The sequence below is a fragment of the Polaribacter sp. Q13 genome (assembly GCF_016858305.2).
Lineage (GTDB): Bacteria > Bacteroidota > Bacteroidia > Flavobacteriales > Flavobacteriaceae > Polaribacter.
This window is the reverse complement of record NZ_CP074436.1, coordinates 2,402,893-2,426,369: the sequence shown is the minus strand read 5'-3', so window position 1 is coordinate 2,426,369 and position 23,477 is coordinate 2,402,893. Positions and strand designations below refer to the sequence as shown.

The window sequence follows — 23,477 nt, the reverse complement described above, 5'->3', positions numbered from 1 at the left end:
GGTTAAAATAAAAAACGTCATTCTGTGAGGAATGACGTTTAGTTCTTTAAATTTATATAATTTATTTAAAATTCAGCATTTTGTGGAGTTCTAGGAAACGGAATTACATCTCTTATATTATTCATTCCTGTTGTAAATTGTACTAGTCTTTCAAAACCTAATCCAAAACCAGAGTGCACTGCTGTTCCAAATTTTCTTAAATCTAAATACCACCACAATTCTTTTTCTTCGATACCTAGAGCTTTCATTTTATCAACTAAAACATCATAACGCTCTTCTCTTTGAGATCCTCCAACTATTTCTCCAATTCCAGGAAATAATACATCCATAGCTCTTACTGTTTTACCGTCATCATTTAAACGCATGTAAAAAGCTTTGATGTCTGCAGGGTAATCAAACAATATAACAGGACATTTAAAGTGTTTTTCTACTAAGAAACGTTCGTGCTCAGACTGTAAATCTGCTCCCCATTCATTAATTGGGAACTGAAATTTTTTCTTTTTATTTGGTTTTGAATTACGTAAAATATCAATTGCCTCAGTATAAGAAACTCTTTTAAAGTTATTATCTACTACAAACTTTAATTTATCTAACAAACACATTTCGCTTCTTTGTGCTTGCGGCTTGCTTTTTTCTTCTTGTGTTAATCGTTGATCTAGAAAAGCTAAATCATCTTCACACTTATCTAAAACATAGTTGATAACATATTTAATAAAGTCTTCTGCTAAATCCATATTACCATCTAGATCCATAAAGGCAACCTCTGGTTCTATCATCCAAAACTCTGCTAAATGGCGAGTTGTGTTCGAGTTTTCTGCTCTAAATGTTGGTCCAAATGTATATGCTTTTCCTAATGCCATTGCAAAAGTTTCTGCTTCTAACTGACCAGAAACGGTTAGGTTGGTTTCCTTACCAAAAAAATCTTTAGTATAGTCAATTTTACCATCTTCTGTAACGGGTGCTTCATTGTCTTTAAATGTAGTAACTCTAAACATTTCTCCTGCTCCTTCCGCATCAGAACCCGTAACAATTGGAGTGTTTACGTAGTTAAAATCTCTCTCTTGAAAATACTGATGCACAGCAAAAGACAATTTAGAACGTACACGCATTACAGCGCTAAAAGTGTTTGTTCTTACACGTAAGTGTGCATTTTCTCTTAAAAATTCGAAACTGTGTTTTTTAGGCTGAATTGGGTATTCATCTGGATTAGAATCTCCCAAAATTTCAATTTCTGAAACCTGAATTTCTACAGACTGACCTTTACCTTGGCTTGCTGCCAAAGTACCTTTTATACAAATAGCGGCACCAGTTGTAATTCTTTTTAGTGTTTCTTCATCTGTGTTTTCAAAATCGATAACACATTGTATATTGTTAATAGTAGTACCATCGTTTAGTGCAATAAAACGATTGCTTCTAAAAGTTCTTACCCATCCTTTTAGTTGTACTTCTTGTAGTAATAATCCTTCCGACTTTAAAAGCTCGGCAACGTTGCTGTTTATCATATTCTTATAAATAAAAGTGATATAAATATATGTTAATAATTAATTGTATAACCTTGATTTTTAGTCTTTTAAAAAAACTAATTATAAAGTAAAAATCTTTTTTTGGTATATCTTTTAAAAAACTACATTCTTATTCATAGAATGAATTTAGAATATACAAAACTATTTTTATTAAAGAGTAAAGATACTTTTTTGATATAAGATGAGCAATGAATTTTTAAGTAGTTTATTTTTGATTTTTAGGAAGTTCTCTGTAAAATAGTGTAATTTTTTTATTATAAAATCAATATAAAATTAGGGCTATTTTCTTTTACTAAAAATCGGATGTAATATAACATCCGATTTTTAAATAGGGTAAAGATCTTATAAATCTAAATACTTACTCATCTATTTTATCCTCCTCTGGAGGAATAATTCTTATTGATGGTTCTTTAAATACTTTTTTGTTGGCTATTTTCTTTTCAAAAGTTAATAACAAAGAAGGTAATAATAACAAGTTAGAAACCATTGCTAATAATAATGTGATAGAAACCAAACCTCCTAATGCAATGGTACCTCCAAAACTAGAAAGCGTAAAAGTTAAAAACCCAAAAAATAAAACAATAGAAGTATAGAACATACTTACTCCTGTTTCTCTAAGAGCCGCATAAACAGAATGTTTTACACGCCAGTTATTAGCTATTAATTCTTGACGATATTTGGCTAAAAAGTGGATGGTATCATCTACAGAAATACCAAAAGCAATACTAAATACTAAAATAGTTGATGGTTTAATAGGAATACCAATGAAACCCATTAATCCAGCCGTAATAAGTAATGGTAATATATTTGGTATTAAAGATATAAGGATCATTGGTGGAGATCTAAACATCCAAGCCATAAAAATGGCAATTAAGAAAATTGCTAAGGATAATGAAATAACTAGATTATGTATTAAATAATTGGTTCCTTTTATAAAAACTAAGGCTTTTCCGGTAATGGAAACATCATATTTGTCTGATGGAAATTCTTTAGCAATAACGTCTTTTAAACGTTCTTGAATTACGTTCATCTTTTCTGTACCAATATCTTTCATAAAAGTAGTTATTCTAGCATAACGCCCTGTAGAATCTACAAAGTTTTTAAGCATGCCAGCTTCACTATTTGAGTTTTTTGTATAGGCTAAAATGTAACTTTGCTCTTGACTTGTTGGTAATTGATAATACTTCGGATTTCCGTTGTAGTACGCTTGTTTAGAGTACTTTACTACATTAGTGATAGAAATTGGTTTAGAAAGCTCCGGAAAAGTTTCTATGGCTTCGTTTATCTTTTCCATCTTTTTTAAGGTGGATAAATTCATAACGCCTTTTTCTTTTTTAGTATCCACTAAAATTTCTAAAGGCATGATACCTCCAAACTCAGTTTCAAAGAATTTTATATCTTGATAAAATTCTAAACTTTTGGGCATATCTTCAATTAAACTACCAGATACCTTTATCTTATAAACGCCTATAATTGCAGTAATTATAACAATAACTGTGGCAAAATAAATAGTAATTCTTTTGTTTTTCACTGTTTTTTCCATCCAATTCACTACATTTTCAATCCACTTGGTTTCAAGATGATTTAAATGTTTCTTCTTAGGAAGTGGCATAAAACTATACAAAATAGGTATAATTAATAAGGCCAAAATAAAAATACTAATGATGTTTACAGAGGCTAAGATTCCGAATTCGCGAAGCAAACTACTTTTTACAAAAACAAAGGTAGCAAAACCAGATGCAGTTGTAATATTGGTCATTAAGGTAGCATTACCTACTTTAGAAATTACACGTTGTAATGCTTTTGCCTGTTGACCGTGTTTTTTTATTTCTTGTTGATATTTATTAATTAAAAATACTGCATTAGGTACTCCAATTACAATAATTAATGGAGGTATTAATGCAGACAATACTGTTATTTCATAACCGAACCATCCTATAAAACCAAAGGCCCAAACAACACCAATCATCACTACCAATAGTGTAATAAAAGTAGCTCTAAAAGAACGGAAGAAAAAGAAGAAAATAATAGCGGTAATACCTAAGGCACCAGCTACAAAGAGTAAAATTTCATCTTGTATATTTTGAGCATTTAGTGTTCTAATATAGGGCATTCCAGAAACACGTACGTCTAGGTTATTTTCTTTCTCAAATTTTTTAATTGTGGGTACTAAAATATTAAAAATGAAATCTCTACGTTTGGGTGTATTTATAATAGATTTCTTTATATAAATAGCGGTTTGTAGTGTACCTGTTTCTTTGTTATATAGTAGATTATCGTAGAAAGGTAGTTTTTCGAAAAGCTGTTTTTTTATGTTGTTAACTTCTTCTTTGGTAGTAGGTTCGGTTTCGTATAAAGGCTCTAATATAAATTTTCTTTTTTTTCTATCTGCTTTTAATTTTTTAATATCTGCAATAGAAATGGTGAAATCTATTTCGTCTAAACTATCAAATTGTTGTACTAAGTTATTCCAAGCATTAAACTTTTTTGGAGTAAAAACAGTAGCGTCTTTAACTCCTAAAATAACTAAGTTACCTTCTTCACCAAAAATTTTTAGAAACTTATTGTATTGTAAATTGGCTTCATGATCTTCGGGTAATAAATTGGCTTCTGTATATGAGAATTTCATATACTTCATTTGTGATGCTAATAAGCCTGTAATGATTGCAATACCTAGTAAAACTATATAACGGTTTCTTAAGATAAGGCCAGCAACTTTTGTCCAAAAATTCATTTAGTAAAATTTACGAAAATGTAGTTAAATTGTATATTGTTGTAAATAAAAAGAGAGTGCTAAGAAACACTCTCTTTTTATTGGTTAGGTTTTTTTTAAACCTTCATTATTTCTACTTCTTTAACAGCTAGTTTTTCTTCTATCTGTTTAACAAAAGTATTAGTTAGGTTTTGGATATCATCTTCAGATACTTTTTTTAAATCATCAGAAACATCAGTTTTTTTGATGTCATTATTAGCATCTTTACGAGCATTTCTAATACCAACTTTAGCATGTTCTGCCTCGGCTTTTGCTTGTTTTGCTAAACCGATTCTTCTTTCTTCTGTTAACGGTGGTACATTAATCATAATAATGTCTCCATTGTTCATTGGGTTAAAACCAAGATTAGCAACCATTATGGCTTTCTCTATAGGTTGTAACATGTTTTTTTCCCAAGGTTGTACAGCTATTGTTCTTGGATCTGGTGTAGTAACATTTGCAATTTGACTTAATGGAGTTTGAGCTCCATAATAATCTACCATTACATTTGCTAACATTGCAGGTGTAGCCTTACCAGCTCTAATAGTACGTAATTCTTTAACTAAATGCTCAATAGCATTATTCATCGCTTCTTTAGCGCTATCAAGAATAAATTCAATTTCTTCGTTCATGGTCAGTAAATATTTAAAAAATGCTATTATTGAGTATTAACTATCGTACCAATTTTTTCACCAGAAACTAATTTTAATAGGTTTCCGTATGTATTCATATCAAAAACAATTATTGGTAATTTATTTTCTTCACTTAATGTAAATGCTGTCATATCCATTACTTTAAGGCCTTTTTTAATGACATCTTTAAATGTAATATTTTCAAATTTGATAGCATCTTTATTTTTTTCTGGATCTACATCATAGATTCCGTCTACACGGGTTCCTTTTAAGATAGCATCTGCGTCTATTTCTATAGCTCTAAGAACTGCAGCTGTATCTGTTGTAAAGTATGGGTTTCCTGTTCCGGCTCCAAAGATTACAACTCTTCCTTTTTCTAAGTGACGAATTGCTTTTCTTTTAATATAAGGTTCTGCAACTTCTTTAATTTCTAAAGCTGTTTGCAAACGCGTATGAACATCTTCATCTTCTAAGGCACTTTGCAAGGCTAAGCCGTTAATACAGGTTGCTAACATACCCATGTGGTCTCCTTGTACGCGATCCATACCATTTGCAGCACCAGCAACACCTCTAAAGATATTTCCACCGCCAATTACAATGGCAACTTCTATTCCTTTTTGTACTACTTCTTTAATTTCTTTTGCGTATTCAGCTAAACGTTTAGGATCAATTCCGTATTGTCTGTCGCCCATTAAAGCTTCTCCACTTAATTTTAAAAGAATTCTTTTGTATTGCATAGTTTATTTTGAAAGTTGTGCAAAATTAAGCTTTTTTTTTGAGTTTTGTTTTTTTGAGATACAAAAAAACCTCGCAATTCTAAAATTATAGAATGCGAGGTTTTAAATATTTAAATTCTTGTCTTCACAAGAATATTAGATAAATGTTTATCCTAAAGTAACTCTTTTGAATCCACTTACTTCAACATCACCATATGTTTTAACATATTGTGCAACATTTTTCTTTTCATCTTTAATAAAAGCTTGGTCTAAAAGACATTGCTCTAAATCTAAAGTTGTGTTATCAGAAATGAATCTTTCCATTTTTCCAGGTAAAATTCTATCCCAGATTTTTTCTGGTTTTCCTTCTGCAGCTAATTCTGCTTTTGCAGCTTCTTCAGCTTTTGCTAAAACTTCTTCAGATAATTGAGACATAGAAATAAATTGAGGAACGTTTTTCAACGTTTTTCCTAATCTTCCTAATTCAATATTATCTTTTTCAATCACAGCAATTCTTGCTTCTGTTTCAGCAGCAACAAATGCAGGATCAAAATCTTTGTAAGATAGAGATGTTGCACCCATAGAAGCTACTTGCATAGCTACGTCTTTAGATAAAACATCTGCATTATCTACAGCAGCAGTTAAACCAACTAAAGCAGCAATTTTACCAATGTGAGTATAAGCACCAACATAAGCAGCTTCGATTTTCTCAAAAGCTGTTATCTCTAACTTTTCTCCAATAACACCAGTTTGCTCAATTAATTTATCAGCAACAGTCATTCCACCAAAATCAGCAGCTAAAAAAGCTTCTTTATCTACGCAGTTTAATGCGATTTCAGCAAATTGAGCTCCTAAAGCTACAAAAGCATCGTTTTTACCAACAAAATCAGTTTCACAAGCTAATACAATTGCTACACCAGCAGTATTATCAGCATTGATTTTAGTTACTGCAACACCTTCGCTAGATTCTCTATCTGCTCTTTTTGCAGCAATTTTTTGACCTTTTTTACGTAAAATATCAATTGCTTTATCAAAATCACCAACAGACTCTACTAATGCCTTTTTACAGTCCATCATTCCAGCTCCAGTTGCTTCTCTTAATTTTTTAACATCAGCAGCACTAATCTTTACTGTTTCCATGTTATTTATATTTTTAAGTTATACTTATTTTTTTTCTTCAGCAGGAGTTTCAGTAACTTCAGCTTTCGCTTCTTCAACTACAGGAGCTGCTTTTTCTGCCTTTGGAGCTGCAACTTCTTTAGTTTCTTTTACTTTCTCTTTGTCTGCTTTTCTATCTGATAAACCTTCTGCAATTGCATCAGTTACAAAAGATAATACTTTGTCTATAGACTTAGAAGCATCATCATTTGCTGGAATGATAAAATCTACTAATCTAGGATCAGAGTTTGTATCAACCATTGCAAAAATTGGAATGCTTAATTTTTGAGCTTCTGCTACAGCAATGTGCTCTTTTTTAATATCTACTACAAATAATGCACCAGGTAAACGAGTCATATCAGAAATAGAACCTAAATTCTTTTCTAATTTTTCTCTCTGACGATTGATTTGTAATTTTTCTCTTTTAGATAATGCATCAAAAGAACCATCTAACTTCATTCTATCAATATGAGCCATTTTCTTAACAGCTTTTCTAATAGTTACAAAGTTAGTTAACATACCACCTGGCCATCTTTCTGTAATGAAAGGCATGTTTACTGCTTTTGCTTTTTCTGCAACAATATCTTTTGCTTGCTTTTTAGTAGCTACAAATAAAATTTTACGTCCAGAGTTAGCGATCTTTTTTAAAGCTTCTGAAGTTTCTTCTATTTTTGCTGCTGTTTTATACAAATCGATGATGTGTACACCATTACGTTCTGTATAAATGTATGGAGCCATGTTTGGGTTCCATTTTCTAGTTAAGTGTCCAAAGTGTACACCACTATCTAATAATTCTTGAATGTTTACGTTTGCCATTTTCTTAAATGTGTTTACTTTCTGTTTTGAAATCAATAGTTAGGTAGTCTTTCGAGTCCTAACTATTTAGATGCTAAACTGTTTAATATTAAAATATAATAACAGTTCTCGATATAATATAGTCCAGAATAAATTCTGAATAATATTAACGTTTCGAGAATTGGAATTTTTTACGTGCTTTTTTCTGACCGAATTTCTTACGTTCAACCATTCTTGGATCACGAGTTAATAAACCTTCTGGTTTCAATACTAACCTGTGCTCTGCATCAATATGAACTAAAGCTCTTGTAATTGCTAAACGAATAGCTTCTGCTTGTCCTGTTACACCACCACCGTAAACATTAACTTTGATATCATAAGATTCTAAGTTTTCTGTTAACATTAAAGGTTGTTGTACTTTATACTGTAAAGTTCCAGTAGTAAAGTAGCTTTTGTAATCTTTTTTGTTTACTGTAATGTTTCCTGTTCCTTCAGAAAGGTAAATACGAGCAACAGCTGTTTTTCTTCTACCGATTTTATGTACTATATCCATTATTTAAGATCGTTAAGGTTAATAGCTTTAGGTGCTTGACCTGCGTGTTTGTGCTCTGTACCTGCATATACATACAAGTTTCTGTAAAGTGCTGCTCCTAAAATATTTTTAGGTAACATTCCTTTTACTGCTTTTTCGATTAATCTTGTAGGATCTTTCTCAAACATTTCTGTTGCAGTTAACGATCTTTGTCCTCCTGGATACCCTGTGTGACGAATGTAAGATTTGTCTCTCCATTTGTTACCAGTTAAAACAATTTTTTCTGCGTTGATGATAACCACGTTATCTCCACAATCTACGTGAGGAGTAAAATTTGGTTTGTTTTTACCTCTAATTAGCTTTGCTACTTTAGAAGCTAGACGACCCAACGTTTGCCCGTCTGCATCAACTAAAACCCACTCCTTGTTTACGGTAGCGCTGTTTGCTGATACTGTTTTGTAACTTAATGTGTTCATAATTACACTATTAGTTTTTGTTTATTAATAATTTAATTTTCCTTAAAAAAGGAGTGCAAATGTACTGTATTTTATTTGATTGACAAATAGTGCTTTAGATTTATTTTAAGATTGTTATATCTTACTAAAATAAGTTTTAGTTTTTTTGATAATATAAAAGCTAAGTAATTGGTTTTAAAGTTTGTAATTGTCCTCTTTAATTGTTCCTTTAAAACCTGTTCCTTTTGAATTTTTCTCTCTCTAAATTTTCTTTTTTTTTGACGTGTAAAGAAGATGGAAAAAGCAAATATTGGTATGAAGTATTAATAGTTTAAGCGTAGTATTGATGGATAAAAAAAAGCATCAAAATTAATTGATGCTTTGGTGTTTTCTGTTTTTAAGTTTAAATTGGTACTAATGGCCAACTGTTTACTAAATCATCACTCTCCATCCGTAAGGATCTTTCGCTTTGTTTGTTTGAATATCTGTAATAGCCTTTTTTAGAGTTTCTGCAAAAGAAGTCTCTAATTCAGGTAAATCATAATCGGTACCTTGGTAACCAAAAGTAGAAATTGGAGAAATAACAGCAGCAGTTCCTGCTCCAAACATTTCTTTTAAACGACCACTTTGCGCTGCGGCAATTACTTCAGAAACAGTAATTTTTCTAACTTCAACATCAATATTCATGTCTTCAGCAATTTGAATAACACTTTTACGTGTAATTCCATTTAAAATTCTATCGCTAGTAGGACTTGTAATTAAAGTGTCATTTATTCTGATAAAAATATTCATCGCGCCAGCTTCTTCAATATATTCGTGCGTATTGTCATCCGTCCAAATTACTTGATTATAACCTTTGTCTATAGCTAATTGTGTAGGGTAAAACTGTGCGGCATAATTACCTCCAGCTTTTGCAAAACCAACACCTCCATTTGCTGCACGAGCATATTTTTCTTCAATTAAAACCTTTACTTTACCAGAAAAGTACGCACCAGAAGGAGCTGTACAAATTATAAATTTGTAAGCATCAGCAGGTGACGCATGAAATCCTATTCCAGAAGCAAACATAAAAGGTCTAATATATAGAGAGCTACCTTCGTTTGTTGGTATCCATTTATTATCAACTTCTAATAATTTCTTTAAACCATCCATAAAAATGTCTTCTGGAATATTTGGAATGACCAAACGTTCTGCGGATTTATTTAAACGCTTACAGTTCTCTAAAGGTCTAAATAACATGGTGTTTCCTTCTGCATCTTTGTAAGCTTTCATGCCTTCAAAAATGGATTGTCCATAATGGAAAATCTTTGCTGACGGATCTAAAGATATGGGAGCATATGGTTTAATAACTGGTGTTTGCCATTCGCCATTTATAAAATCACATTCTAACATGTGGTCAGAATATACACTACCAAATGGTAGATTATTAAAATCTACAGAATCGATCTTCGATTTTTCTATACGTTGAATTTCTATATTAGATTTCATTCTATTTTAATTGAATTGAAACACAAATGTACATAAAATATTCATCGGACAATATAACTAATCATTGCTTTTGCTCATTATAATATGTACTTTTGTTGAATTCACAATTAATTTTGAATTTATGAAATATTTGATACAATTTTTTTTAGTTATTTTGTTTGTATTTACGGCGTGTAAAGACGGAAAAAAACCAGCGAATAAAATAGCAGAACAAAAACAAGAAGTTAATTATGATTCTTTTGGCACCAAAATAGATTTAGACAATGCAATTAGTTCAGAACAATTACTAGCTAAATTTAAAACCATGAAAACTGGTGATACAATTAATGTAAAATTTGGTTCTACCATTAAAGAAGTTTGTTCTAAGAAAGGATGTTGGATGAAGTTGCCTTTAGATAAAGAAGCAGAAACTATGGTACGTTTTAAAGACTACGGTTTTTTTATGCCATTAGATGCTAAAGGAAGAGAAGTGGTTTTAAATGGTAAAGCATTTGTACAAGAAACTTCTGTTAAAGAATTACAGCATTATGCAGAAGATGCAGGAAAAAGTAAAGAAGAAATAGCAAAAATTACCCAACCTAAAAAAGAATTTACTTTTGAGGCAGATGGTGTTTTAATAAAAAAATCAATCTAAATATTTTGAAAAGAGAAATTTTAATAACTTCAGATGGTTCATCTACCATTCATTTACCAGATTGGAATGAGCAATATCATTCTAAAAACGGGTCTATTAATGAAACCTATCATGTTTTTATAAACAGCGGATTAAGCCAAGTTACAGAAGACAAGGTTGCTATTTTAGAAATTGGTTTTGGTACAGGTTTAAATTGTTTTATTACCTATTTAGAAGCTAGAAAAGACATCGATTATGTTGGTGTAGAAGCGTATCCTGTTACGCCAGAAGAAGTAGAAAAAATGAATTTTATAGCTGTCTTAGAGGCAGAAAAGGAAAGTGAAACCTTTAAAAAAATGCATACCGTTTCTTGGGAAGAAAAACATCAAATTTCAGACACATTTTCATTAACCAAAAGAAAACAATTCTTTGAAGATATTGAAGATAAAGACGCCTTTAACTTAATTTATTTTGATGCTTTTGGTGCTCGTGTACAACCGCAATTATGGACGGTAGAGATTTTTCAGAAAATGTATGACTCACTAAAAGAAAACGGAATTTTAGTAACCTATTCTGCAAAAGGAAGTGTTAGAAGAGCTATGCAAGAAGTCGGGTTTGTTGTAGAGCGTTTGCCAGGACCTCCTGGAAAAAGAGAAATGCTAAGAGCAACAAAAATTACCAATAAAAACTAACCACTTAAAATTTATTTTCAAATGCAATTTAAAAGAAAATTTGGAAGGCAAAAGCAAACCAAACCAACAAAAGGACTTTTTTTAATTGTGGTTTTAGCCTTCGTTTTAATCCTTTGGTTTAAAGCAGAAGATATTATGAATGCTTTGTTTTAGATACAATTTTTTAGCAGCTATTTCCTGCTTTCACTGCTCGCTTTTTTTATCCTGAAAAAGGATAAAAAAGAGCTCAAACAAATAGCCTGTCTTGAGCGAAGTCGAAAGGTTCAATCAGGGCTAAACTTGTTTGCACTCTAAATTCATTTACCTGAAATAGAAATTATTTTTTAAAACGTCTTCCTTTCCAATGATATTTAAAAAAGAGCGATTTGAAAATAACAAGAAGGCTAAAAAAGGGATATAAAAAACTAGCAAAAATGTACCATTTATAAAAATTACTTTTTATCTTAAAAAACTGAATTGTTGGCAAGAATAAAAACAAATCAATAATTATTTTTAACACAAAGGGAATAAAAAGCATTTTTAGGCTTCCAAACAATAAATAATAAACAACAACAAAGTTGGTAAGTAAAACTAACAAACCAATTAATTTTACCTTTAAAGAACTAAAATTACCTGTCTTTGCAGCCCATCTTGTTCTTTGGTTTATTAAGTCAATCCAAGTTTTTACAGGGAACGTAGTTACAATGGCGTCAGAAGATTTTAAATAACCAACACTTTTTTTATCAGCTTTTATAAACTTTTCAAATAGAAAAATATCATCTCCGCTGGCAATATTGTTATTGCCATTAAAGCCATTAAGTAGTATAAAATCTTCTTTTTTATAAGCTAAGTTTGCTCCGTTACATAAAAAAGGAAAACCCATACCAAAACCACCAATAGTAGTTCCTTGCATGCTCATAAAATCTAATAATTGAAACTGCTCTAAAAAGTTGTTTTTAGCTTTATAATTAACAGGAGCAACTACCATTTTGGGGTTTGTGTTTTGAATAAAGCTATCTATGCTTTGTAACCAATTTTCAGGTAAAATACAATCTGCATCCGTAGTAACAATCCAGTTGTATTTTGCGACCGAAATTGCGGTTGTAATAGCGTCTTTTTTTGGAGAGTTAGAAGTTCTTATATTTTTTAAGACAGAAAACCTTTGAGGTTTCTGTATAAACTTATTAATTATTTCAACCGAATTATCTGTAGAAGCATCATCAACCAAAATAAATTCTACCAATTCTTTTGGGTAGTTTAACTCTGCGATTGATTTTAATAAAATAGGTAGGTTTTCAACTTCATTTCTAAAAGGAATAATTACTGAAAATGAGGTTTTATTTACTGTTACTATTTCCTTAAATGTATCAACCTTTTTAAATCCAACTGCCAACCAAACAATTAGAATAGCATAAAAAGTAACTATAAAAATGAGCAACCAAATCATTTTGCAAAACTAGGTTTAAAAGTTAACACAAAATAACTGCCAATAATTGCAGGTAATACAAAATTTAAAATCCACATTAAGGTGGTTGTAGATAAAATGATAAGAGGTTCTATATTGAAAAAAGAAAATACCCAAATAGCTACAGATCCTTTTAAAACAACATCAAATAAAGATAACATTGGTATTATAGAAGCAATTAAATAGATAGAAGTAATGGCAGAAATAGCGTCTATATAAGAAATATCAACTTTAAAAATGAGTAATAAAAAGTAAAACTGATGCGAGAAAAATACAAACCGAAGCATTGATAAAACACCTACTTTTACGTTTAAATTTAACGGAATTTTCTTGATAAAATTACTGGCTTTATCAAAAGTGAATCCCTTAACATTTATTTTTTTTAGTACCAAAAATAGAATAGAAATTATACTGATTCCAATGAGTAAAACTTTTAAGGTACCATAAAAATCAATTTCAATCCTATGATAAAACACAAAATAACTGAAACCTATACAGCCAAAAAATAGGGTCATAAACATCTGATAAAAGTTTCCTACTAAATTTAAACCTAATATTTGCTTTCTATGGTTCTTGTTAAAATACAGTGCTTTTGCTCCGTATTCTCCAATTCTATTGGGTGTAATTAAAGAAGTTGTTAAAGAAGCTAAGGATTGCTTTGTAGCCTCAAAAAATGAAATTTGTTTTACAAAACCGACAAGAGATTTCCATTTTATAATTTCTAAAAGCCAGTTTAAAAATGTAAAAAGTAGCAGAAATAAGAGGTTTTTGATTGAAAAAACTTCATTTTTAACTAAATTATCATAAAAAACAGAAAATTTTAGTTGTTCATTATCAATCAGTTTTGTGTAAATAAAATATCCGCAACCAATTACAATCGATAGTTTTATTATCAACCAAAAGAATTGTTTAGATTTGTATGAAAGCGAATTATACATGGTTTGCAAAGTAACAAATAATCATCAGTATATTTGATGATGTATACAAAAACAATCTACCACTTTGGCGATAGAAAAAATTATTTTAGGCATTGATCCAGGAACCACTATTATGGGTTTTGGATTGATAAAAGTTGTTGGTAAAAAGATGGAATTTATTCAAATGAATGAATTAATGTTAAAAAAATACGACGACCATTATCTGAAATTAAAACTCATTTTTGAACGAACAATTGAACTAATTGATACTTATCACCCAGATGAAATTGCTATTGAAGCACCTTTTTTTGGGAAGAATGTGCAGTCTATGTTAAAGTTAGGGAGGGCGCAAGGAGTTGCCATGGCAGCAGGTTTATCTAGAGAAATTCCGATTACAGAATATTTACCAAAGAAAATAAAAATGGCGGTTACCGGAAGCGGAAGTGCCAGTAAAGAACAAGTTGCTTTGATGTTAAAATCTCTTTTAAACTTAAAAACATTGCCAAAAAACTTAGATGCAACAGATGGTTTAGCCGCTGCAGTTTGTCATTTCTATAATTCAGGGAAAGTAGTTGGAGGGAAAAATTATACAGGTTGGGCTAGTTTTGTGAAACAGAATCCTAAAAAAATCAAATAATTTTTTTTAATTGTCATTTAACAATAAACAATTATCAATAATATGAAGTTGAAAAATAATCCATTACAGAACAAAAGTTATGATTTGGCTTTATTAATTGTTAAATTGAGTAAAAGGTTAATAAAAGAAAATAAAGAGTATGTTTTGTCAAAACAAATTTTAAGAAGTGGAACTTCTGTAGGAGCAAATATAATTGAAGCTAATGGTGCAATTTCAAAAGCAGATTTTTCGGCTAAAATGTCTATTGCTTATAAAGAATGTTTAGAAACTAAATATTGGTTGCACTTGTTAAAAGATAGTGGAGATTTAGATATAGACAGTTTTAATGACCTTTTTGAAAAGGCAGATGAAATAGGAAGAATTTTATTCTCTATTTTAAAAACTAGAAGAATAAACAAGTAGTTGCGATAATTGATAACCGATAATTGATAATTTATTTTGGCAGGAATCTACATTCACATACCATTTTGTAAACAAGCATGTTTTTATTGCGATTTTCATTTTTCTACTTCTTTAAAGAAGAAAGAGGATATGATTTCATCACTTGTAAAAGAGATAGAAATTAGAAAAGATGAGTTAGAAAACACCGTTATAGAAACTATTTATTTTGGTGGTGGCACGCCCTCTGTTTTAAATACAGATGAAATTCAATTATTGATTGATGCTGTTTATCAAAATCATACGGTTGTTGAGAATCCAGAAATTACGTTAGAGGCAAATCCAGATGATTTATCTGAAGAAAAAATAATAGAGCTTTCTAAAACTCCCATCAATAGATTAAGTATTGGAGTGCAATCTTTTTTTGAGAAAGATTTAAAACTGATGAATCGTGCGCATAATTCGTCGGAAGCAAAAAACTGCCTATCTATAGCGATTCGCCACTTTAGTAATATTTCTGTCGATTTAATTTACGGAATTCCAGATTGTACAAATGAGGAATGGAGAGATAATATACAAACTGCATTGAGTTTTGGAATTCCTCATATATCTAGTTATGCGTTAACGGTAGAGCCAAAAACGGCATTAGCGACGTTGATAAAAAAAGGGAAAATTAAAAATGTTGATGATGAAAAAGCAGAGGAGCAATTCCATATTTTAATAGAAGAATTAAAAAAGGTAGATTTTGTGCATTATGAGTTGTCTAACTTTGGTAAAGAAGGTTTTTTTAGTCAAAATAATTCTTCTTATTGGTTAGGAAAATCGTATTTAGGTATTGGGCCTTCTGCACATTCCTTTAATGGTATCCAACGAAGTTGGAATGTGAGAAATAATGCAATATATATAAAAGCTATTCAAGAAAATACACTTCCTATAGAAAGAGAGACTTTAACAAAAACAGATGGTTATAATGAGTATATTATGACAGGTTTACGAACCATTTGGGGTGTTTCCTTAGAAAAGATTGAAAAGGATTTTGGAGAAAAACATCTATGGTATCTTAAAAAACAAGCCGAAAAATATTTAGAACAAGAACTGTTAATCATCGAAAATAGAATTTTAAGGACCACAGAAAAAGGAAAGTTTTTATCAGATGGTATTTCTTCAGATTTATTTATGGTCAACTAGTTTTAGGGCTGTTAATTGTTGTTAAATATAAAGATTGAACAACCTAAAAATAGAGAAAACAAATTTAAAAACTTATATTTGAGTCTGTGGTAAAAACTAAAATTTACTGAAATAAGTAAGGCAAATATGAAAGCGGTTATAGAATACAATTCAAGAAAAATAGAGATAAATGTATCGGAACCTATAGATATTTCTATTCCTATAGATGTTACAAAAAATAATATAAATGCTTGGGGAATTGAAGACCCTAAAATAGGACCAGCATCTTTTGATGGTTACGAAGTTAGTGTGGCTAATGGTGCAGTGGTTAATTTTAATAATATTCAATTTAACCCACATTCTCATATTACACATACAGAATGTGTTGGTCATATTACCAAAAAAGTGCATTCTGTGAATCAGAATTTAAAACATTATTTCTTTGTGGCAGAATTGGTTACGGTTGCTCCTGAAAAAATAGGAAGTGATTTTGTGATTTCTGAAAAACAGTTAAAAACAGCGTTAAGAAATAAAAAGAGAGACGCTATTGTAATTAGAACTTTACCAAATTTATCAGACAAAAAAGAAACGAGATATTTTAATACCAATCCGGCGTATTTATCTAATGAAGCGGCTAGTTATTTAGTAGAAAAAGGGATTAGACATTTGTTAATCGATTTGCCTTCGGTAGATAAAGAAAAAGATGATGGTAAATTAGAAGTTCATAACATATTTTGGAATACTTCAGGGAAATTAAGAATGCATGCAACCATTACAGAATTTATTTTTGTACCAAATGATGTTGCTGATGGTGAGTATTTATTAAATTTAATGATTGCACCTTTTGAAAATGATGCTACTCCAAGTAAGCCAATTTTGTATAAAATTATAAAGTAGATTTAGATATATGTTGAGAAGTTTTTAAATGAAAAAAGTTAATTTAAAACTTGTTAAGGTTTTAGGATTGTCATTACTGTCATTGGTTTTCTATTTTCTATTGGAACATTCTAATAAGATAAATTCAATTATAAATACATTACAGAAAAGTGATTCTAGTAAAGGTTTTGGAATTTATTTAACTATCAATTTGGTGAAATGGTTTTTGTTGATATTTGGTGCTATGGCCTTAATTGTTGTAATTTGTGACCTTTTAAAAGAAAGGTAATCTAAAACCACTTTTTACGTTTAAAATACCATACAGAAAAAATGGTGATTACAACCATTGCAGCTAATAAAATAAAGTAGCTATATTCATATTTTAACTCAGGGATATTTTCAAAGTTCATTCCGTAAATTCCTGCTAAAAAAGTAAGAGGAATAAAAACGACGGATAAAATAGTTAAGGTTTTCATTACCTCATTTAATCGATGTCCTTGAATACTGAAAATTAAGTTTATTTTACTTTCTAATTCTTGTAGTTCAAAATCTATATTAGAAATTAAATTATTGGATTGTTCTTTTAATTCGCTAAAATACTTTATGTTAAAACCTTCAATATGTACTTTTTCCAATTTTATAATAGTGTCTCTTAAGGTAAGTGTTGCTTTTTTAAAATTGAATAATTCTTGTTTCCTTTTTTCAACCAATGATGTAAATTCTGGTGTTGGTTTTATATTCGAAGAACTTAATTTGTCTGAGCTTAATTCTGCATTTTCTAAATAAGTGTCTTGGTAATTGTCTACAATAGATTCCAAGATTAAAAAGAGTAAATAATCTGCATTCTTTTTTCTAACAATACCTTTATTACCTTCCAGACGTTCTCGAATCCATCCAAAATAATCTCCAGACCTTTCTTGAATAGACCATAAAAAATCTGGCGAAACTATAAAAATCATTTGTTCAGAATCTAACTTATTATCAGTTGTAATTAATACGCGTGTAGTTAAAAATAAGATATTTTCTAGTATAATTACTTTGTTAGGATGGTCTGAATCACTCAATAATTTAATTAAAAAATCATCTAAATTATTCTGACTAATTACCTTTTTACATTCGTTTTCGTAATGAATTCCATAGGTATTTACCCATTCTATAATTTCTGTTCCTTGTGTTAATTTAATTTGAGAAATGTCAGAAAAATCAGATTTTTCATAAGTATTACTAGAATACTTAATTACATTGGTATTGTCTAAAAAATCATTTTCCTCCATATAAAATAGTTGTAAATTTGGTTTATAAAGATACTTTTTAAATTGTAATAATATCAATTTTAAAATAAAGAGTTTATGCATATAGAACAATTAAGAGATTATTGTATTTCTAAAAAAGGAGTTACGGAACATTTTCCTTTTGATGATGTAACGTTGGTTTTTAAAGTGATGAACAAAATGTTTTTATTAACAGGTTTAACTTCTTGGGAAAAAAGTGAGGCTAAAGTCAATTTAAAATGTAACCCAGAAAAAGCAGAAGAATTACGTGAAGAATACGAAGGTATTTCTGCAGGTTTTCATATGAATAAAAAACATTGGAATACTGTTTTACTAAATTCTAGTGATGTTTCAGATGATTTGGCAAAAGAATTGATAGATCATTCTTACGATTTGGTGGTGAGTGGTTTAACTAAAAAAATAAAAGAAGAACTGACTAGTTTATGATAATCAATAAAAATGAAATTGTAAAAAAGCATTGCTATACAAAACTCGTTTATGGACGGATCAATAAAAAATTAAAAAGCAATTTTTCTAATGAGGAGAGTGAGGCACTCATCAAAAAAGTACTAGAAGAAAGTCCTTTAGAAAATTACATAAAAAAAGGAAAGAATTTTTATATTTCTAACGAGGAACATCATATAAAAATCACCATTAATTCAAGTACTTTTAGCGTAATCACGGTAGATAAATTATAAAAAGTATTTCACTTTTTTTTAGGAAGATATATATTTAAAACATTTTTAATTCATGAAAAAGCAAGACCTTAGAGTTCGTTATAAGCAAAAACGCCAAGATTTAACGGGAAATCAAATTCAGAAATTTCAAGAAAATATCTATCAACAAGTTTATGATTTGGATATCTCTAAAGTTAAGAATGTGCATTTATTTCTATCTTTAAAAAAGTTTAAAGAAATAGATACAAAACCATTAATTGCCTATTTTAGAAATAAAAATAAACGAGTTGTTGTTAGTAAATGTAATTTTAAAGACAATACCTTATCTCATTTTTATTTAGAAGAAAACACCATATTAGAACTGAATAAATTTGGCGTTCCAGAACCTATTAATGCACAAGAAGTTTTAGAAAAGGAGCTAGATTTAGTTTTTGTACCCATGTTAATTTCTGATACAAAAAATTACCGAGTAGGTTACGGAAAGGGTTATTATGATCGTTTTTTAGCTAATTGTAGAAAGGATGTAAAATTAATGGGTTTAAACTTTTTTAAGCCAATCGATATCATTCAGGATGTAGATAAATATGATATTGCTTTAGATAAAGTAATGTATCCAAAGCAATAGTTTTTTAGAAATAACAGCATTAATATATTTCTGTAATGCAGTTATTTAATTAGTTATAATTGCACAAACTTATAGATTAGCAGACCCCAACCTATTATTAAGAATAAACCTCCTAATGGTGTAATTGGACCTAAAAATTTTAGTTTTTTATTATTGGCAGATGAAATTACCAAGCCATAAATAGAAAATGAAAATAAAAGGATTCCAATAATAAATGTATAAACGATGTAGTTGTCAATGGTAAGTTTATGGTTTAATTGAAAACCTAAAACGAGCAATACAATGGCATGATACATTTGGTATTTTACACCAGTTTCAAAACTTTGTAGTTGGTCTGTTGATAATTTTTTCTTTAATAAATGAGCCCCAAATGCGCCAAATATTACGGCTGTTAATCCAAATATTGCTCCTGAAATTAATGCTATTTTATCCATATTTATTAAAAGTTGAATCCTAAATTAACGGTTGCTCTTACTCCATCATTACTGTTAAACACAGCCACGTTTGCAACTAACATATTTGCCGCATTAAAGAAAACGCCACCACCAATAGACGTATTAAATTTAGTGTTGTTAAACGTAGTATTTTGTTGCCCCCAAACAGTTCCGTAATCAAAACCACCATACATACCAATGCTTAAAGGAACAATACTTGTTTTAATTTTTGTTAAAAGTAGGCGTATGTCTGTAGATTGATATAAAGAATTTTTGCCTGTAAATCGTTGATTTCTATATCCTCTTAAACCATCATTTCCTCCAACGCTTGCAGCTTGATAAAATTCATAAGAATCACCAAAATTAAAATGACCTTTTACTTTAGTTGCAAATACTAATTTTTCGCTAGAAATTAATTTATGATTAAATGAAATAGCCGGAATTAAATACCCGAAATTATTGCTGTTGTTTAAGTTTGAAGTATATCCTACTTTCAATGATGTGTTCATTCCTATTGTAGGGAATGCTGCATTATCGGTGTTTTCGAATTGGTAACCTGCTTCTGTATTAATAAATTGTTGGTTGTTAAAAATAGTACTGTTTGTAACCAATGGTTTACTTACAATTCTATCAGGTGTTTTTTCTACTTTATAGTTTTGAAAATTTACTCCTACTTTAAACTTGGCGTCTAAATCTCCTTTCCAATGAACAAAAGAACCTACGGTAACTTCTTTTATTCGGACTCTATTATATTCTTCTTCTTTTTCATTATTATGCTTATTTGGGTCAATAGTGTAATTGCCTAACCCAAAATAGTTCATTGCAAAATTAGGACTTGTAAAGCGTGCTTTTACTCCTAAATTCCAACTTTTAAAAACGTTTGCAAATTCACTAGTGTAATTCAGTTCAAAACCATTGGTTTCAAAGTAGTAAGCAGCGTTTAAAATATGTTGTGCACTAAATGGGTTTCTCTCAAAACCATAGACAGTGTATACATTAGAAACCCCAACTTTTACCCCATCATCTGGGTTGAAACCTAATGTTGGTGCTATCATAAACTGATTGTTTTTTAGCTTTTTATAATCATACACATTGGTTTCGTAATGATCCGTTAATTTCTTAAGTCCTTTATTAGTTGTAAAAGTGTTTTTCTTTGATTTAAAGTCGTATAATTTCACCTTTTTACCATTTAAAATACTATAAGTATCATTGTTTTGTCCACCAATAATTCTCACTTTAATAAGGTCTTTATCTGCTCCTTTAACAACAAAAGTATCTTCATCATCTAAACCATAAATCCAAATTTCTTTGGTTATAGATTTGTTGTAAGTTCGTTCATGAAAAACAGTACCTTTTTCACCTTTTATTATACGATACCCTGTAACTTTTGTGTTTCCGTTAGGTAATCTTTCAATATCAAACCAATCGTCTTTATTAGTTCCTTTTATAACTTGAAATTTATTTATATGATGAAAATAAGAATCAGAAATTTTCTGTAAATTTCGTCTTCTACCTTGTAATTTTATTTTTATTTCAGAGATGGTTTTGTCTTTAACTTCTTTCGGAAAATTAGTAAAAGCATCATCTATCACCGCATCTGTAAGTTGTGTTGTTATTAAGTTTACTTGTGCATCCCAAACACTTTTATTAGCAGTTGTAATTAATGCCATATCTAAAGGATACGGTTCTAAATTAAACCATTTTGGGCTATTTAATTCTTGTTCGTAAGATTGCATTAAACGTAAGGTTGGAATTATCCTTGTGGCTATATTTAGTAAAAATCCATCTGCAAAAACTGAAAAGGCTTGGTCTCTATCTCTAGGAACTGGTCTGTAAATTGTTTCTTTTCCTTCTTTAAAAACGGCCCATCTCCATTGGTCTTCATGTCTATCCCAATCACCAATTAGCATGTCAAACAAACGTGCTCTAATGTATGCCTTTTCATCTAAAACATGATTTTCGTTTTTACTTAAACTCTTTAATAAGTCGTCTGTGCTAATTATTTTGTTTGCAAAACCAAAACTTTTTTTGTCTCCATGACCAGAAGCCGCTCGTTCTTCAATCATATACAATTCATCACCAAATTCATTATTAAAACTTCCTAAACTATTCTGCTTAGGAATGTAATATAAAACAGGGTTTGTGTGATAAACACCAACAGCGTCAGACAATTTTCCAATAGTAAATGGCGCGTAAGGGTGAGAGCCTGTAAATACATCGCTTAATAAATCTTCGGTAGCCGTATCATTAAATTGTCCTTCTATATATTGGTCTTGAAAAGCAACGGCTTGTAAATATTGAACGGCATTTTTTCGCAAGGCACGCATTACGTATTCGCGTCCTTTTTTATCTTCTAGTCTTAACGATTTAGATTGATGTCCACCACCTTTTCTTACCGGTCTTAATCCTCCAAAAAGGGTATCTAAATCTACAGTTGGCGCATTTACTTCTGTACCAAAATATTTTCTGTAACGCTCTCCCCATAAAAATCGGTAAACCCCATTTTTTGTAACCTCTTTTTTAGTGTAGATAGGTGCTTTCTTTTCGGTAATTGTAAGTTTAGGGTACGTGGTGAAATTTTTATTTTTATTAGCAGGTAGAACTTCCGTTTCATAAACAACTTTATCATCTTTTACACTATAAAAACGCACGTTAGACGAACCATCTTTATATACGTCTAATTTAGTAAAACCTTGAGTTCCATAAGTAAACTTTGCATTTCCGGTTAATTTTGTTGGTGTGGTTTTAGAACCAGAACCACTAACTATTTGTGGTAGGTTGTCTTCTACAATATATTGTAAATTATGATCGTGACCTGATACAAAAATTGTTTTATCATTCTCTTGAGATAATGTTATAATGCGTTTTCTAAGTTCGTTGTATTTTTTATTTTGGATGTCTGTATTTGATAATCCAGATGTTTCTCTAATTAAGTTTTTTAGAGAACCTAAAATAGGTAAAGGATTCATGTGGCTCTTTAAAGAATATTTTCCGCCATGAGAACCATTTGTAAACATTGGGTGATGCAGTGCCACAATAGTTGTTTTTCCGCGCGCTTTTTTTATCAAACCTTCAAACTCGTCTAAGAATTTAGTTCTTGTTTTAATCTCACATTCATCATTAATTGTTGGGTGGTTGTCCCAATTTGTTAAGTACCAATGTGTGTCTACAATAATTAAAACAATGTCATCAGATATGTTTACTTTCTCTAACGGACAGCCATTATTCGGTAAAAAAGATGATTTCCCTAATGCTTTTTCTACTAATTTTTCTTCTCTTTTTAAGCCATCTAAACCATGGTACCAATCATGATTTCCAGGAATAAATATTGAGTTTCCTTTAAATTGTTTGGCAACATCTGTCTGCGCTTCAATTCTTCTTTTTGCTAAAGGATATTTTTTTGATTTTTTCTTCGGAATTCCAGTTTCATATACATTGTCTCCTAAAAAAAGTAAAGTAGAGTTTTCTGAAGCATTTTTAATTTGATTCTTTAAATACTTTAAAGCGGCAGAATCTTCTGTAAGAGATGAGTTTCCTGCATCTCCTATTAAATAAAAAGTATGTTCAATTTTAGTACTATCTTTTTTTATTACATTGGGTTGATTATCTGCAATTTGCTTCTTTATGGTCGCGCAAGCAGAAATCAATAAGAATAGTAAAGTGAATACTGAGTATTTGAATAGTTTCATAGGCAC

25 protein-coding genes are annotated in these 23,477 nt (G+C 30.1%); 11 read left to right on the top strand and 14 right to left on the bottom strand.

What is annotated here, in order from left to right; genetic code table 11:
* Window positions 1–65: 65 nt before the first annotated feature.
* The 9 genes from asnS to JOP69_RS10090 form a co-directional block, all read right to left on the bottom strand.
* On the bottom strand, window positions 66–1,502 hold the full coding sequence (asnS, locus tag JOP69_RS10130) for an asparagine--tRNA ligase (RefSeq protein WP_203394280.1): 1,437 nt from the start codon (window positions 1,500–1,502) through the stop codon (window positions 66–68).
* 379 nt (window positions 1,503–1,881) lie between these two features.
* Window positions 1,882–4,257 (bottom strand): RND family transporter, encoded by a 2,376-nt coding sequence (locus JOP69_RS10125; RefSeq protein ID WP_203394281.1) that lies wholly within the window; start codon window positions 4,255–4,257, stop codon window positions 1,882–1,884.
* A 95-nt stretch (window positions 4,258–4,352) separates the two neighbouring features.
* The gene (gene frr, locus JOP69_RS10120; RefSeq protein WP_203394282.1) at window positions 4,353–4,907 is read right to left on the bottom strand and encodes a ribosome recycling factor; all 555 of its coding nucleotides are present in this window, start codon (window positions 4,905–4,907) and stop codon (window positions 4,353–4,355) included.
* A 26-nt stretch (window positions 4,908–4,933) separates the two neighbouring features.
* A complete protein-coding gene (pyrH, locus tag JOP69_RS10115) occupies window positions 4,934–5,644 on the bottom strand; it encodes a UMP kinase (protein ID WP_203394283.1) in 711 nt (236 codons plus the stop codon).
* 147 nt (window positions 5,645–5,791) lie between these two features.
* Window positions 5,792–6,763 (bottom strand): translation elongation factor Ts, encoded by a 972-nt coding sequence (gene tsf, locus JOP69_RS10110; RefSeq protein WP_203394284.1) that lies wholly within the window; start codon window positions 6,761–6,763, stop codon window positions 5,792–5,794.
* A gap of 24 nt (window positions 6,764–6,787) precedes the next feature.
* Window positions 6,788–7,597 carry a 30S ribosomal protein S2 gene (gene rpsB, locus JOP69_RS10105; protein WP_203394285.1) on the bottom strand — a complete coding sequence of 270 codons (810 nt, stop codon included), beginning with the start codon at window positions 7,595–7,597 and terminating at the stop codon, window positions 6,788–6,790.
* A gap of 145 nt (window positions 7,598–7,742) precedes the next feature.
* Window positions 7,743–8,129, bottom strand: a complete 387-nt coding sequence (gene rpsI / locus JOP69_RS10100) for a 30S ribosomal protein S9 (RefSeq protein ID WP_203394286.1) — start codon at window positions 8,127–8,129, stop codon at window positions 7,743–7,745.
* Window positions 8,129–8,584, bottom strand: a complete 456-nt coding sequence (gene rplM, locus JOP69_RS10095; protein ID WP_203394287.1) for a 50S ribosomal protein L13 — start codon at window positions 8,582–8,584, stop codon at window positions 8,129–8,131. The genes rpsI and rplM overlap by 1 nt, the downstream gene beginning before the upstream one ends.
* Before the next feature lie 411 nt (window positions 8,585–8,995).
* Window positions 8,996–10,051, bottom strand: coding sequence for a branched-chain amino acid aminotransferase (locus tag JOP69_RS10090; protein WP_203394288.1), 1,056 nt, complete (start codon window positions 10,049–10,051; stop codon window positions 8,996–8,998).
* A 121-nt stretch (window positions 10,052–10,172) separates the two neighbouring features.
* Here JOP69_RS10090 and JOP69_RS10085 point away from each other — a divergent pair, with 121 nt between their 5' ends.
* From JOP69_RS10085 to JOP69_RS18725, 3 genes are read left to right on the top strand one after another with little or no spacing between them, the layout of a single operon-like run.
* On the top strand, window positions 10,173–10,685 hold the full coding sequence (locus tag JOP69_RS10085) for a DUF4920 domain-containing protein (protein WP_203394289.1): 513 nt from the start codon (window positions 10,173–10,175) through the stop codon (window positions 10,683–10,685).
* Between the two features lie 5 nt (window positions 10,686–10,690).
* A complete protein-coding gene (gene mnmD / locus JOP69_RS10080; protein WP_203394290.1) occupies window positions 10,691–11,356 on the top strand; it encodes a tRNA (5-methylaminomethyl-2-thiouridine)(34)-methyltransferase MnmD in 666 nt (221 codons plus the stop codon).
* 21 nt (window positions 11,357–11,377) lie between these two features.
* Window positions 11,378–11,509, top strand: a complete 132-nt coding sequence (locus tag JOP69_RS18725) for a hypothetical protein (protein WP_284041359.1) — start codon at window positions 11,378–11,380, stop codon at window positions 11,507–11,509.
* A 163-nt stretch (window positions 11,510–11,672) separates the two neighbouring features.
* On the opposite strand, the gene JOP69_RS10075 is transcribed toward JOP69_RS18725, so the two are convergent.
* Together JOP69_RS10075 and JOP69_RS10070 are read right to left on the bottom strand one after the other, a co-directional pair.
* Window positions 11,673–12,782, bottom strand: a complete 1,110-nt coding sequence (locus JOP69_RS10075; RefSeq protein WP_203394291.1) for a glycosyltransferase — start codon at window positions 12,780–12,782, stop codon at window positions 11,673–11,675.
* Window positions 12,779–13,696 carry a hypothetical protein gene (locus JOP69_RS10070; RefSeq protein ID WP_252191103.1) on the bottom strand — a complete coding sequence of 306 codons (918 nt, stop codon included), beginning with the start codon at window positions 13,694–13,696 and terminating at the stop codon, window positions 12,779–12,781. The genes JOP69_RS10075 and JOP69_RS10070 overlap by 4 nt, the downstream gene beginning before the upstream one ends.
* Window positions 13,697–13,802: 106 nt before the next feature.
* Between JOP69_RS10070 and ruvC the strand changes: the two genes are divergently transcribed.
* From ruvC to JOP69_RS10045, 5 genes are all read left to right on the top strand, one after another.
* Window positions 13,803–14,354: a crossover junction endodeoxyribonuclease RuvC gene (gene ruvC / locus JOP69_RS10065; protein WP_203394293.1), complete on the top strand. Its 552-nt coding sequence runs from the start codon at window positions 13,803–13,805 to the stop codon at window positions 14,352–14,354.
* 42 nt (window positions 14,355–14,396) lie between these two features.
* Window positions 14,397–14,756 carry a four helix bundle protein gene (locus JOP69_RS10060; protein ID WP_203394294.1) on the top strand — a complete coding sequence of 120 codons (360 nt, stop codon included), beginning with the start codon at window positions 14,397–14,399 and terminating at the stop codon, window positions 14,754–14,756.
* 36 nt (window positions 14,757–14,792) lie between these two features.
* Window positions 14,793–15,920, top strand: coding sequence for a radical SAM family heme chaperone HemW (gene hemW, locus JOP69_RS10055; RefSeq protein ID WP_203394295.1), 1,128 nt, complete (start codon window positions 14,793–14,795; stop codon window positions 15,918–15,920).
* A 126-nt stretch (window positions 15,921–16,046) separates the two neighbouring features.
* Window positions 16,047–16,796: a cyclase family protein gene (locus JOP69_RS10050; RefSeq protein WP_203394296.1), complete on the top strand. Its 750-nt coding sequence runs from the start codon at window positions 16,047–16,049 to the stop codon at window positions 16,794–16,796.
* Between the two features lie 28 nt (window positions 16,797–16,824).
* Window positions 16,825–17,064, top strand: a complete 240-nt coding sequence (locus JOP69_RS10045) for a hypothetical protein (RefSeq protein WP_203394297.1) — start codon at window positions 16,825–16,827, stop codon at window positions 17,062–17,064.
* Between the two features lies 1 nt (window position 17,065).
* On the opposite strand, the gene JOP69_RS10040 is transcribed toward JOP69_RS10045, so the two are convergent.
* Window positions 17,066–18,049 (bottom strand): CorA family divalent cation transporter, encoded by a 984-nt coding sequence (locus JOP69_RS10040; protein WP_203394298.1) that lies wholly within the window; start codon window positions 18,047–18,049, stop codon window positions 17,066–17,068.
* Window positions 18,050–18,124: 75 nt separating this feature from the next.
* Here JOP69_RS10040 and JOP69_RS10035 point away from each other — a divergent pair, with 75 nt between their 5' ends.
* From JOP69_RS10035 to JOP69_RS10025, 3 genes are read left to right on the top strand one after another with little or no spacing between them, the layout of a single operon-like run.
* Window positions 18,125–18,493 (top strand): MmcQ/YjbR family DNA-binding protein, encoded by a 369-nt coding sequence (locus JOP69_RS10035; protein WP_203394299.1) that lies wholly within the window; start codon window positions 18,125–18,127, stop codon window positions 18,491–18,493.
* The gene (locus tag JOP69_RS10030; protein ID WP_203394300.1) at window positions 18,490–18,744 is read left to right on the top strand and encodes a DUF3781 domain-containing protein; all 255 of its coding nucleotides are present in this window, start codon (window positions 18,490–18,492) and stop codon (window positions 18,742–18,744) included. The genes JOP69_RS10035 and JOP69_RS10030 overlap by 4 nt, the downstream gene beginning before the upstream one ends.
* Window positions 18,745–18,796: 52 nt before the next feature.
* Window positions 18,797–19,348: a 5-formyltetrahydrofolate cyclo-ligase gene (locus JOP69_RS10025; RefSeq protein ID WP_203394301.1), complete on the top strand. Its 552-nt coding sequence runs from the start codon at window positions 18,797–18,799 to the stop codon at window positions 19,346–19,348.
* A gap of 53 nt (window positions 19,349–19,401) precedes the next feature.
* On the opposite strand, the gene JOP69_RS10020 is transcribed toward JOP69_RS10025, so the two are convergent.
* Both JOP69_RS10020 and JOP69_RS10015 read right to left on the bottom strand, forming a co-directional pair.
* Window positions 19,402–19,782 (bottom strand): DUF423 domain-containing protein, encoded by a 381-nt coding sequence (locus JOP69_RS10020; RefSeq protein WP_203394302.1) that lies wholly within the window; start codon window positions 19,780–19,782, stop codon window positions 19,402–19,404.
* A 5-nt stretch (window positions 19,783–19,787) separates the two neighbouring features.
* The gene (locus JOP69_RS10015) at window positions 19,788–23,471 is read right to left on the bottom strand and encodes a metallophosphoesterase (RefSeq protein WP_203394303.1); all 3,684 of its coding nucleotides are present in this window, start codon (window positions 23,469–23,471) and stop codon (window positions 19,788–19,790) included.
* Window positions 23,472–23,477 lie beyond the last annotated feature (6 nt).